At 60.0% G+C, this 12257-nt stretch carries 12 protein-coding genes; 6 read left to right on the plus strand and 6 right to left on the minus strand.

From position 1 onward, the window contains the following. The first annotated feature begins 184 nt into the window (after window positions 1-184). From P8K07_08465 to P8K07_08475, 3 genes are read left to right on the plus strand one after another with little or no spacing between them, the layout of a single operon-like run. Entirely contained in the window at window positions 185-1090 is a 906-nt protein-coding gene (locus P8K07_08465) for an SDR family oxidoreductase (protein ID MDG1958555.1), read from the plus strand. Window positions 1091-1114: 24 nt separating this feature from the next. Next, window positions 1115-2107, plus strand: coding sequence for a peptidylprolyl isomerase (locus P8K07_08470; protein MDG1958556.1), 993 nt, complete (start codon window positions 1115-1117; stop codon window positions 2105-2107). After that, the gene (locus P8K07_08475; GenBank protein ID MDG1958557.1) at window positions 2064-3095 is read left to right on the plus strand and encodes a HupE/UreJ family protein; all 1032 of its coding nucleotides are present in this window, start codon (window positions 2064-2066) and stop codon (window positions 3093-3095) included. The genes P8K07_08470 and P8K07_08475 overlap by 44 nt, the downstream gene beginning before the upstream one ends. Before the next feature lie 22 nt (window positions 3096-3117). On the opposite strand, the gene P8K07_08480 is transcribed toward P8K07_08475, so the two are convergent. The 3 genes from P8K07_08480 to P8K07_08490 form a co-directional block, all read right to left on the minus strand. Beyond that, on the minus strand, window positions 3118-3969 hold the full coding sequence (locus P8K07_08480) for a glycosyltransferase (protein ID MDG1958558.1): 852 nt from the start codon (window positions 3967-3969) through the stop codon (window positions 3118-3120). Between the two features lie 123 nt (window positions 3970-4092). After that, entirely contained in the window at window positions 4093-4995 is a 903-nt protein-coding gene (locus tag P8K07_08485) for an NAD(P)-dependent oxidoreductase (protein MDG1958559.1), read from the minus strand. 13 nt (window positions 4996-5008) lie between these two features. Further along, window positions 5009-6181, minus strand: a complete 1173-nt coding sequence (locus P8K07_08490) for an acetyl-CoA C-acyltransferase (protein ID MDG1958560.1) — start codon at window positions 6179-6181, stop codon at window positions 5009-5011. Between the two features lie 138 nt (window positions 6182-6319). Here P8K07_08490 and P8K07_08495 point away from each other — a divergent pair, with 138 nt between their 5' ends. Beyond that, window positions 6320-7510: a hypothetical protein gene (locus P8K07_08495; protein ID MDG1958561.1), complete on the plus strand. Its 1191-nt coding sequence runs from the start codon at window positions 6320-6322 to the stop codon at window positions 7508-7510. On the opposite strand, the gene P8K07_08500 is transcribed toward P8K07_08495, so the two are convergent. From P8K07_08500 to P8K07_08510, 3 genes are read right to left on the minus strand one after another with little or no spacing between them, the layout of a single operon-like run. Next, window positions 7504-8997: a CoA-binding protein gene (locus P8K07_08500; GenBank protein ID MDG1958562.1), complete on the minus strand. Its 1494-nt coding sequence runs from the start codon at window positions 8995-8997 to the stop codon at window positions 7504-7506. The two genes, P8K07_08495 and P8K07_08500, sit on opposite strands and share 7 nt — an antisense overlap. Next, window positions 8994-9662 carry an acetate--CoA ligase family protein gene (locus P8K07_08505; protein ID MDG1958563.1) on the minus strand — a complete coding sequence of 223 codons (669 nt, stop codon included), beginning with the start codon at window positions 9660-9662 and terminating at the stop codon, window positions 8994-8996. Before P8K07_08505 ends, P8K07_08500 begins: the two co-directional genes overlap by 4 nt. Window positions 9663-9693: 31 nt before the next feature. Continuing rightward, window positions 9694-10227 carry a DUF456 family protein gene (locus P8K07_08510; GenBank protein ID MDG1958564.1) on the minus strand — a complete coding sequence of 178 codons (534 nt, stop codon included), beginning with the start codon at window positions 10225-10227 and terminating at the stop codon, window positions 9694-9696. Between the two features lie 173 nt (window positions 10228-10400). On the opposite strand from P8K07_08510, the gene P8K07_08515 reads away from it, so the two are divergent. Both P8K07_08515 and P8K07_08520 read left to right on the plus strand, forming a co-directional pair. Next, on the plus strand, window positions 10401-11117 hold the full coding sequence (locus P8K07_08515) for a helix-turn-helix domain containing protein (GenBank protein MDG1958565.1): 717 nt from the start codon (window positions 10401-10403) through the stop codon (window positions 11115-11117). Continuing rightward, window positions 11114-12223 carry a ferritin-like domain-containing protein gene (locus P8K07_08520; GenBank protein ID MDG1958566.1) on the plus strand — a complete coding sequence of 370 codons (1110 nt, stop codon included), beginning with the start codon at window positions 11114-11116 and terminating at the stop codon, window positions 12221-12223. The genes P8K07_08515 and P8K07_08520 overlap by 4 nt, the downstream gene beginning before the upstream one ends. The last annotated feature ends 34 nt before the right edge of the window (window positions 12224-12257 follow it).

Genomic DNA, 12257 nt, shown 5'->3' on the forward strand with positions numbered 1-12257 from the left:
GAGAGAAAACGCCATGGCGCGCGACCGGCCGCGGTATTCCGCGGCATCGGAGGGATCGGTGTTGAGTCGATCGGCCCGATTTGGGGCAGGGCGCCGAAGCGGAAGTCGAATCCGGTGAGACCGAGACCGGCTTGGAGTATTGACAAGACAGGAAGAGCCCCGTTTGGGCCAGAGGGAGAATCAGATGAGTGATTTACGTTTTGACGGAAGAGTTGCAGTCATCACAGGTGCTGGCGGTGGTTTGGGCAAGACGTACGCTCTGGATTTGGCCTCGCGCGGCGCCAAGGTAGTCGTAAACGACCTCGGCGGGTCCGCAGATGGTACGGGCGGTGGCAGTTCCATGGCTGATCAGGCTGTGGACGAAATCAAGGCAGCCGGCGGGGAAGCCGTCGCGAACTACGATTCCGTCGCGACGCCAGAGGGTGGAGCTGCGATTATCCAGACGGCTGTCGATAGCTTCGGTAAATGCGATATCGTCATTAACAACGCAGGGATCCTTCGGGATCGCACTTTTGTCAAACTCGAACCGGCTGATCTGGAGGCCGTCATCGATGTTCATCTGAAGGGCGCATTTTATGTCTCTCAGCCCGCCTTCAAGGTGATGAAGGAGAATGGCTACGGACGCTTTGTCTTTACCTCTTCTGCTGCTGGTGTTCTGGGGAATTTTGGCCAGAGCAACTACGGTGCGGCGAAAATGGGTCTCGTCGGCTTGATGCACGTTTTGTCGGTGGAGGGTGCCAAGTACAATATCAAAAGCAATGCGATTGCACCGACGGCGCGAACTCGTATGACCGAGGACCTGTTGGGGCCTCTGGCGGAGCATCTCCACCCCGAGACAGTCACGCCTCTCGTCACATGGTTGGTGTCGGAAGCGAATGAGACGACGCATGAGCTCTTCACCGTCGGCGGTGGACGGTTTGCGAGGTTCTTTATCGGGTTGAACGAGGGCTGGCTTGCCGGTCCGGGTGCTCGCGCGACCGCCGAGGACGTACGCGATCATTGGGGCGAGATTCGTGACCCTGAAGGCTACCGGATTCCGGACGGCATCGGGGACGAGATGAAAGCGATCGTCACTGCGATGAAGGGGTAGTCGGCCAGGGGGAGGACTGCAGCCATGCGCTGGTATAAACGCCCGCTCCTGCATTTCCTGGCGGGAGGTTTGCTTCTTTTCGTCGCGGAACAGATTTGGTTCGCTGATCCCGTTTTGCCAACGCGAAGGGACCGTGGCCCGATTGTAATTGATGTGGAGCAGTTGCGGTCCGACCAGGCTCAAGGTCTGGGGCGCGCCTTGCTGCCCGATGAGGAAATCGGACTGATCCGCCAGGAGATTGATACCGAACTTCTCTACCGCGAGGCGCTCGATCGAGGACTCGACGTCGGGGATCGAGCCATAAGAGGCTGGCTGATCCGGAAGATGCGGTTTGTCTCCGATGAGACCGAACTGACGGACGAAGAACTCTACCAGCAGGCCCTGCAATTACGACTCGATCAAGGAGATCAGGTTGTGCGCCGCTCATTGGTTGAAAAGATGCGTCTACTGTCCGGGATCCTGGTGCCCCCGGCGGAGCCGACCGATGAGGAATTGATAAGTTTCATGGCGTCTCGCGAGGACTTGTTTCGGGAACCCGCTCGTCTGAGTCTCGAGCATATCTTCCTGAGCCGTGACCGCCGTCCGGAGACATTGGATGAGGATGCTCGTGGTTTGTTGACTCAGGTTCGGGAAGATGGCGGCCGCGGGTGGGAGTCTCGCGGTGATCCGTTTCCGCTCGGTCGAGACTTCAAAAGTCGATCACGTCGGCAGATAGCATCCTCTTTCGGAACCGGTTTCGCCGACGAAGTCTTCACGTTGCCGGCAGGGACCTGGTCCGGCCCGGTGGATTCAGCCTACGGTCAGCACCTGGTGCGGATCTCGGATTTGCAGTCCTCACATATGCCCGAGCTGGAAAGTGTCCGAAATCAGCTCAGGCATCGGCTGCTCTCCGAGCGGCGCGATGCGAGTTTGGACGTCATGGTCGAGGGCTTGCGAGAGGCGTCGGCTGGCAAGATCTTTGTTGATTTCCCCGATGAACGGGGACAAGTGGAGGCTGACCTTGTTTTGCGGGACTAGGAGCCGGTTCGTTTTTCTCTTCCTTGCGGTTCTTTGTGGGCCAACGGCAGTCTCGCAGGCCCATCCGCTCGCCCCCTCGCTTCTGGAATTGACCGAGGTCGCCGACGGAGTCGTCGATGTCCGATGGAAGGTGCCGGCCCTCAGGGTCCGTGGTTCCGAGGTTCATCCGGAATTTCCAGCCTCCTGCAAGGAACTGGTTCCCCCCGTCGGGAGCCCCGAGGGAGAGGCGATCGTGCTCCGATGGCAGATCGACTGCGGTGTCGCCGGTCTTGCGGGTGAGGAAGTCGGAGTTCGTGGTCTCGGCGCCGGCTCCAACGACGCTTTGCTGCGGGTAGCCTTGTCCGATGGCCGAGTGTTTCAGCACGTCCTGCGGAGCGAGCAGCCGATTTGGAGGATTCCGGAGACGGGACGGCCGCAATCGGTATTTTCGGGTTATTTACGTCTCGGGTTCGATCATATCCTCGAGGGCCTCGATCATCTCATGTTCGTTCTGGGCCTGCTCTTTCTGGCAACGCGTCCTCTGGTGCTGGTCGAGACGATCACTTCGTTTACCATCGGGCATAGCGTGACGCTCGCGTTGGCGTCTCTGGGAATAGCGCAGGTTCCCTCCCGACCAGTCGAGGTTCTTATCGCGATCTCGATTCTGGTTCTGGCTCTCGAACTTGCTCGGGGGCCGGCGGCTCGGCCGACGCTCCTGCGACGATTCCCATGGGGAATGGCGTTTCTTTTCGGGTTGCTCCATGGTCTGGGCTTCGCTGGAGCCCTGGCCGAGATCGGTTTGCCGCCAGATGATCTACCGTTGGCGTTATTGTCCTTCAACCTGGGAATCGAAGCAGGGCAACTCGCATTTGTTGCCTGCATTCTGGTTGCGGGATTCTTGCTGCGACCTATTTTGCGCCGTCGTCCCCAATGGGTGGACATGTTGCCGGCCTACGGAATTGGTTGTCTCTCGGTGTATTGGATTCTGCAGCGACTGCTCGGAGCGTGAAGAAGCGGAGTCCGTTTCTCGATCAAGTCTCGCGCAAGTTTCGGATCATCCCCGCCTGAATCCGACCGGCGGCTTCCCGAACCCCGTCGATTGCCGCCGAGGACTGGACCTTCCAACGTTCGTCGCGAAGGCGAAGGACGCCTTCGGGTCGTGGGCGGTAATGATTGAGATGAAAGACGTTTGCGGCATGGAGCAGAGGCGTCAGAGGCGCGCCCTGCTTGCGGAGGCGAATCTCAAGGTCGAGGTCCTCGCATAGATAGCTCGCGCCTGGCCAGCTCGCGTCGTAGCCATTGATGCTCTCGATCACTTTGCGGGGCGCACTGAAGTTGCAACCCATCAACCCTTTTCGCTTGTCGAAGAGGCGGACAATCTTCTGCGGGATGCGAATCGCGAGATGGAATTTTTGGCGCTCCCTGCGGAAGAGCTGTCCGAACTTTTCCGGAGTGCACCAACCCTCGAGTTCTCCGTTGCTCACGCCCTTTGGCGTCAGAGTCTCCGTGATGGGAGTGCCGATCTGGAGGCGCCGTCCTTGCCAGACGGTATGACCATCCGCATGGTCGAGGTGATCCGCCAACCAGCGCTGGTCGGGCACGCAATCCCCATCGAGGAAGACCAGCTGTTCTCCTCGGGCGATTGCGATCGCGCTATTGACGATACCGGCTTTCTGAATTCCGTCGTGCGGGTGCCACATATGGGCGACCGGAAAACTGGTGCGTTGGTCGAATGCGGCGATGCGCTCTCGAGTGCTGTCGGTTGAACCGTCATCCGCGAAAATGACTTCCTCGATCGCCTCCGTCTGGCGCAGGAGTCCTTCAAAGACGAGTTCGAGAGCCCGAGGGTTCTCGTAGGTAGCGATGATGATCGAGGTCTTCATGGCGAATCAGAGTCTGTTGCTGTTCGAGCGTCTTTATTTCTGAAGCCAGAGTGAATCGAAGACGAGCGAAGCTGCAAGGGGCGCCGTCCTGCGAATTGGGTTGCCTTGCATCGGAGCCCTTTCTCAATTCTTCAAGAGTTCCGGCATCCGGGCGGCAATCATTCGGCGGAGTCCGTCACGCCACGGCGTCTCGGTGGCCCCAATCAGGGAAACCATCCGTTGGGTGTCGGGAATTACGCTTTCGATCGTTTCGGTTGTGGGTCGGAATTTCGGCTCGATCCCGGTCAATTCGCCCATATAACGGCACCATTCCTCGATGCTGGTCGTCTCCGTGCCTCCCCAGTTGACGATACGTGCGGGTGTCGTGGCGATACCCAGGAGCTTTGGCACCATTCGAACGATATCGTCTTCGTGGATGGGGTTGTAGGAACTGGGCGCGTTGGTGTGTACGGGAATTTCCTGTCCGGCCTGCATCATCAGGAGGTGGAAGAAGGGCCAGCCCCCCTCGTCGCCGAACGGAACGTTCAAGCGGGCAATGGTGGTCGGAAGGTTCCATTCCTGTGCCCCGAATTTGGCAACCGCCTCGCCAGCGATTTTGGTGATGCTGTACGTCGGGAGCATGCGGGCATGATTGTCTCCGAGGAAGTCGCCCTCGGCGAGGGGTTCATGGTCCCGGGGTTGGTAGACCCCGGTGGTGGAGCAGCAGAGGAAGCCGCGTGCGCTCCGGCACCGCGACATGAGGTGGCCCACACCTTCCGCATTCGCGGCGAGGTCCGCTTCAAAGTCGGCGCTTTTTGCGACGGCGAAATGGATTAAATAGTCGACAGCATCCGGGATTTCCTGAACGTCTCCATTCGAGAGATCCGCTCGGACGCACTCGACACCGATAGCCTCGAGTCGGCTGCGATCCTTCGGGTTGGTAAATCGGGCCGCTCCAATGACGTGGTTGTCCCTGGCCAAGGCCCGAGCCACCGGCAATCCAACCTGGCTTGCCGGTCCCGTGATGACAATTCTGGCGCCTTTGATTTCGTCCAAGGATTCAGACCCGCTGCAAGAGTGTGGCGTTGGCGAGACCGCCACCTTCGCACATCGACTGCAAGCCGAATTCCTGATCGGAACGCTCCATCTCGTGGAGCAGGGTGGTCATCAACTTCGCACCGGTACAGCCGAGAGGGTGTCCGAGCGCAATCGCCCCGCCGTTCGGGTTGAGGCGCGCCATATCCGCATCCAGAGCCGTGGCCCATGCCATCGGTACGGAAGCGAAGGCCTCATTGATTTCGTAAGCGCCGATGTCGGACAATTTCATTCCCGTTTTGTCGAGGAGCTTTCGGGTTGCCGGAATTGGTGCTCCGAGCATGACGACGGGATCCTCTGCCGCGAGGGTCATGGTGTGAATTCGGGCCCGAGCGGCAGCGCCGCATTTCCGCAGGCCTTCCTCATTGACGATCAGGATGGCGGCGGCTCCATCGGAGATTTGGCTGGAGGTACCTGCGGTCAGGAGTTCCTTGTCGCTCAGGGGGCGCAGTCCCGCGAGGACCTCCGTGGTTGTGTTGGCGCGGATGCCTTCGTCGGCAAGAAAGCTCTCCGTGCCACCGTCCTCGTTCTGGACGTCGACGGGCACGATCTCACGAGTGAAATGGCCATGCTCTGTCGCCGCGGCCGCACGACGGTGACTCTCCGCACCAAATGCGTCGAGCCCGCTGCGGTCGAGGCCCCACTTCTCGGCGAGTAGTTCGGCGCCGTCGAACTGGCTGAATTTGATGCCGGGATATCGTTTTTTCATCCCCTCGCCGTAGGGCACGCCGAAGCCGGCTTTATATCCGGCAATGGCATTCGCTCCCAGGGGTACCTGGCTCATCACTTCGACGCCGGCGGCGATGACGATATCGTGTACGCCGGACATCACGGCCTGCGCGGCGAAGTGGACGGCCTGCTGGGATGAGCCGCATTGACGGTCGACTGTGGTGCCCGGTACCGATTCCGGCAACCCGCCGGCGAGGATCGCATTGCGTGCAATATTGGCGCTCTGGGCCCCGACTTGGTCGACGCAGCCGAAAATTACGTCATCGATCAGTTCCGGATTGATCCCCGTGCGGGATACGACTTCGGCAAGGACTTTGCCGCCAAGGTCAATTGGGTGCCAGGCAGCCAGTTTTCCTCTTCTTTTTCCCGCTGCCGTGCGAACGGCTCCGACAATATACGCTTCGCCCATAGATCCATACCTCCGCAGGGGAGTTTGTCCTTCTCTCCGGGCAGGTGCAAGCAGAGCAGGGTCCATAACGATTTTCTGACGGGTTTGGGCGCCGGAGAGGGAGTTTTACGCCGGGTTCGCCTCGGGATAGGAGAAGCCATGCCGATTTCCGAAAAGGACCTTCTGACAGAGGGGGCCTGGCGACAGATTCAGGCACAATTAGCCGCCATGGAAACCATGGTGATGGAGGCCGACGTCCCGGCGTCGCCGCGGGACCGGGCGGAAGGCTGGCGTTACCTCCTGCGTTTTGTGGCGGCCTCGATTCGGGCGACCATCGTGGCTGGCGATCCGGAATATCCTGAATTCGGTCGTGTGATCGAACGTGGTCTGGCTTGGGGCCTCGACAACCCCGACTGTAATTATTCCATGACCCGGATTCGTGGGGATGCCATCTATCGAGTTGCGGGTAGCACAGGTTCGGCGAGACACTTTGAATATCAGGTAAACACCGGTCATTTCGGTGATGGCAACGTGGGCGGTTGGGAAACCGTCTCGTCCCTCCACCGAGACGAACTCGAAGTTGATCGTGATGGAAATTTTGAGCTGATCCTCTCAGCCGAGGAGCAGCCCGGAAATTGGCTGTCTCTCAACCAGCACGCGTCCTTCTTGTTTCTGCGGCAATATTTTTCCTCATGGGAGTCCGAGATTCCCGCCCGTGTTTTTGTGGAAAGAGTGGGTGCCGCCTACCCGGAGCCGGAACTAACCCCGGCGCGGCTCGCGCCGCGCATCGATGAGTTGATCGAATGGCTCTCGAAGGGCTTGCGCGGGTGGGAGGCGATGAGTCGTCTGATTTTGGCAACCGAGTCAAATGCGGTCACTCTGACCGAGCCGATGGAGGGCAACGCCGGATTGCGCGGTCAGGCTTATGGCCTGGGGCACTTTCATTGCGAGCCAGATCAGGCCGTGATTCTGGAGTTCCGGCCACCCCAATGTCGCATGTGGGGCGTTCAGCTTTGCGGTTGGTTTTGGGATAGTCTCGATTTTGCAACGCGCCAATCTTCGTTGAATGACTCGCAGGCGATTCTGGATGACGACGGCGTCTTTCGGGGAGTGATCGCTCATGAGGATCCGGGCGTTGCAAACTGGCTGGACCCGGTAGGCCGCGTCGAGGGTTCATTGGGGGTGAGGTATTTGTTCCCCGGAGAAGTTCCCCAGCCATCTTTCCGTGTCGTTCCGGCGGCCCGATTGCGCGGGGAGCTTCCTGGGTCGACCACCTTGGTCGATGTCGGGCAACGGCAGCGGGCGCTCGAGAGAAGACGTCGGTCCGTCCAGCTCCGTTACGGCTATTGAAGTGCGGGCAGCTCCCGACGCTTGCGCCAATGGGCGTACTGGTAGAGGTGCTCCAGGGCGGTGACGGCGCGCCAGGAAGATGGATACGCAAGTACGCCGCGCTCGATCATTCCTGCAGGTGCCTGGTTCTCCGGTTGGCAGTCGACGAGTTCGGTTGCCATGAGGATCGGCTTGCCGAACTCCTTTTCGCAGTCGACAGCGAGCTTCGCGTAGCGGGCGTCTTGCCGGAAGTGGAAATCCACAATCCTCTCGAGACCGAATTCGGGGTAGAAGCGGCCGTTTTTCTCCATCAGCCCAAGATTGGACTGAATGCCGGCTCCAAGGAAGATGATCGCATCCACAGCGGGATGACCAGCCGCGAGGCGCATGCATTCGGCAACCGTATCCCGAGTCTCGGACCCTGCGAGGTCGGCCGGGTTGTTCCGGCTCCAACGAGGCGGCAGGCGCTCGTCAAAGGCTGCACGAAGATCTTCGGGGATCGGCATCAATTCGAGATCACGTGATTGTGTGAGCCGGTCAGCGGTCACGACGCCCCAGCCACCGGCGGTCGTCAAGACGAAAACATTGGGTCCTCGTGGCAAGGGGTGAGTGGCGAAGCTGGCCGCGGCCTCAAAGGCTTCTTCGAGGGAATGAGTGCGGGTGATGCCGGCTTGCCGGCACATACCGTCAAAGACTCGATCGTCGCTTGCGAGCGCGCCCGTATGAGAAGCCGCTGCTCGTTGGCCTCCGCTGGTGGCCCCTCCCTTCAGGACAACCAGAGGTTTTTGTTCTGTCATGCCCCGGGCCTTTTCGAAAAACTGTCGGCCGTCTTCGATCCCCTCGACATAGGTGAGACCGACCCGGGTTTCGTCGTCGACGCCGAAATATTCCAGAAAGGCCTCGAGTCCCGTATGCGCGCAATTGCCGGCGGAGATGGCGCGACTGACACCAACACCAGTTTTATGGGCATAGTTCTGCAGCGACTGGATAAAGCCTCCCGACTGGCTGGCCAGACCGATATGCCCCCGGGGCGGGTAGGGTGCGATGATCTGCGCGCATAGATCGCTTGGGGTGGAGATCACGCCCTGACCATTTGGCCCCGCGACGAGGATCCCGAGCTCATTCGCGAGACGAGCAAGTTCCTCCTCGAGCGCTTTGCCTTCCTCGCCGAGCTCCCCAAAGCCTGCGGCTGCGATGAAGGCCGCCCGGATTCCCTTGCGAGCCGAAATACGCAGCATATCGGGGATCGTGCGGGGCGGGGTGCAGATGAAGACCAGATCCGCTTCGTTCTCCGGCAGGTCCTCCAGCGACGATAGCGCCTGTCGACCGAGAACCTCGCTCCCTTCTCGGTTCATGAAGAATACCTTGCCCTGGTAGCCCTCGCTCAGCACGTTGTGGGCGGCGACAAAACCAAATTTCCCCGGGTGGCTCGATGCTCCGGCAATCACGATGCCCTTTGGATCAAATAGTGGCTGAAAGCGGTCCTGCAGGGTTTTGGCGTTGTTCACGATTTCACCTCCACAAGCGCGTCCACGGCGATGGGAGAGCCCTCCGAAATGATCAAGGGGTTGATGTCTATGGAAACAATCTCCTCGGAATTCTGCGCAATCCGGGAGAGGCCAAGCAGGATCGCCACCAGCTCGTCCCGGTTCACTTCCGGTTCTCCGCGGAATTCCCGGAACCAACTTTGGTGCTCGAGGTTCGCAATCATGTCTTCGGCGTCCTGGCGGGAAAGCGGGATCAGGCGGAAGGTCACATCGGCGAGGGCTTCGGCGAAAATCCCGCCGATCCCGAGCATGACACATTTGCCGAAGGTCGGATCGACCAAGGTGCCCGCGATCAGTTCCCGGGTGCCGCCGACCATGGGCGCGATCAAAACCCCGCGTGCTGCATCTTCGGGTTGCGCGCTCGCCAGCAAGGCCTCGGTGGCCTCGGCGACGGACGCCGCATCACGCAGGTTGAGGCGCACAAGACCTCGTTCTGTCTTGTGGGCGATGGCGTCGCCGCAGAGCTTGGCGACCACGGGAAAACCGAACTCTTCGGCGGCGATGACAGCTTCGGTAGAGTTGTCGACCAGTTTTTCGCTTCCCATCGGGACGCCGCCTTGGGCTAGGCGCTGTTTGGATTCAAATTCCGAAAGCGTACGGGTGTCGGGATTTGCGGGCGAATTCATACCTTCAAGGTAGCGTTTGCCCCGCAGGAATTCACGCCCATAGATTCCAGAACACCTGAACCGTGAGCATGGTCCAGATCATGACCCCGAGAATCGTTTTACCGAAACTGCCCAGGACGCGACCGCAGGCGGCGCCGGCCGCTGCCTTCAGCGAGGCTCCGGCCGGGCGACCGTCGGGTCCGGTGAGTTCTCCTACCAAAGCCCCGAGAAATGCACCGGCGGCGGCGCCCACCAAGGTGCCGACGATCGGAATGGGCAATAGCCCGGTAAGCAGGATTCCTCCAACGAGTCCGCCCAGAATAGCGCCCCACATGCCCCTTCGGGAGCCGCCGCCTGCGCTGAGACCCGCCACGGAAGCCCAGGTCTCGAGCACTTCAGCTGCAATCGCCAGCAACAGGCCGCCGAAAAGGAACCCCCAGCCGACGCTGCCAGTGAATAGAAGCTCCATGCCGAGGGCCAGGGCGAGCAACAACCAGTTGCCGGGTAGCCCGAGAAGCCCCAACACCAAACAGCCTGCGCCCATCAGGGCAAACCCGAGAGCGAGGATTACGTGCAGCGCCGTCATGAGCCCTCTGTGTCGAGAAAACGAGGCACAAGCAAGCGAATCCGTCGGTTTCGCCGCACAGTCGGCGATCCTTCGAAGCTCCGGAACGAAAAAATAGCGTTTTCACTTGCAAGCCGGCGGAGGGTGGCATAAATCCGAATCCGATTCGCATTTTGATTCGTTGGATGGAAACTATGGAAACCAGCCCCAAAACTCGTCGTCTCGCGTCCGTTGCCGCCACCAAGCAGGTGCGCAGCGAACGGACCTTGATGCGCCTGCTGGATGCAGCCGAGGAGCTTTTGCAGGAGCGCGGTCTCTCCGGTCTTTCCATTCCCGAGATCGTCCGGCGAGCGGACTCGTCGGTCGGCGGATTTTATGGCCGTTTTCGAGACAAGAACGAGCTCCTTCGCGCTTTGGAGGAACGTCAATTTCGCGAACTTGAGGGCCTCGTGGACCGGCTGGTGGATTCCCGCCGCTGGTCGGGCGCTCCGGCTGCCGCAATCGTGGCAGCGGCGACCACCGAGCTCGTCGGAGCGGTGCGGGAGCGAAAGGAAATTCTGGGCGCGTTCCTCTGGAGGGCGACACAGGACGTCGACGTCCGCGAGGAGGGCCTGGCTTTCCGCCAGGGGGCTACGGTTCGCCTGCGAGAGTTGCTGCTTTCGGAATGTCCGGGCGAGTTCTCTCATCCGGACCCGGAGTTGGCGATTGATCTGGCGGTACAGACAGCTTTCGCATTCATGCAACAACATATTGTGGTTGGCGAGACCCGCAGTGGGGACCGGATTCTTTCGGACGAGGAATTGGCTCACGAATTGACGCACATGGTTTGCGCCTACGTGGGAATCAAGGCACTGCCCGAGATGGCGAAAGATCGCCGCTCGGGCAAACAGGAATTGGGGGGTACTCAATGAACTTTATGCAGAAAAATCCGCTTCCGCTTCCGGCGCGTGGTGAGTTTGCGTCCGTGAAGTCAACGATGGAAACCGTGTTTGATTGGCAATATGCCATGCGGAAGAAGAACCTGCTCAACCTCTACGAGAAGGGCAAGGAACTGAGTTGGAACGCTTCCGATCTGGCCTGGGACACCGAGGTGGACCTCGACCGGATGATGCAGGAACGCATCGATGGTGGCTTTACCGCCATGACCAACCAACTGATGCAGCCGCCCAAGCCGTTTACGGATGAAACGGCGATGCTTTTCATGCGCCATCAGAATGCCTTCATGCTCTCGCAGTTCCTGCACGGTGAGCAGGGCGCCTTGTTGGCGACCGCCAAGATCGTGCAGACGGTGCCCAACGCCGAGGCCAAATTCTACGCGGCCAATCAGGTCGCGGACGAAGCTCGTCACGTGGAGGTGTATCATCGCTACCTGACGGAAAAGTTCGGTCTTTCCTACGAGATTTTGCCGAGTCTGGAGACCCTGCTGGACGATATCATTCTCGACCCGCGCTGGGATATCACGTTCCTGGGTATGCAGATCCTCGTAGAGGGAGTCGCCTTGGCGGCCTTTTCACTCGTGCGGATGCAGTTGCCGGATGAGCCGCTGATTCAGGATCTGATTACCCGGGTGATGCAGGACGAGTCCCGCCACGTCGCCTTCGGCGTCATCTCGCTCGAGGAGATCTATGCAGACCAGCTGACCTCGGCCGAGATGCGGGAGCGCGAGGACTTCGTGATCGAAGGCGCCCACCTTCTGCGCGAGCGATTTCTCCTCACGCCGATCTTCGAACGCCTCGGTTGGGATAGCAAGGTCTGGACGGATTGGGCGATCAATACGCCGTTCCAAAAGGGCTTCCGGCAGATGACCTTTGCCAAGATCGTACCCAATCTGAAGCGTCTGGGGCTCCTGACGCCACGGGTGCGCGACGCGTTCGAGAAGATGGACCTGCTTCGCTTCGAACATCTCAAGGATTCTGTCGACGAGCCCGAGGCACCGCCCCCCACGGAACTGGTGGAGTTGCTGAACACCTATCTTCAGTCCGAGTTGGGTAGCGGCGAAAAAACCGCAGCTCTCTAGCCTCCAGGCGATTGCCGAAGATTCCCTTGCAGGG

The sequence above is a fragment of the Candidatus Binatia bacterium genome, from assembly GCA_029248525.1.
GTDB lineage: Bacteria > Desulfobacterota > Binatia > UBA12015 > UBA12015 > UBA12015.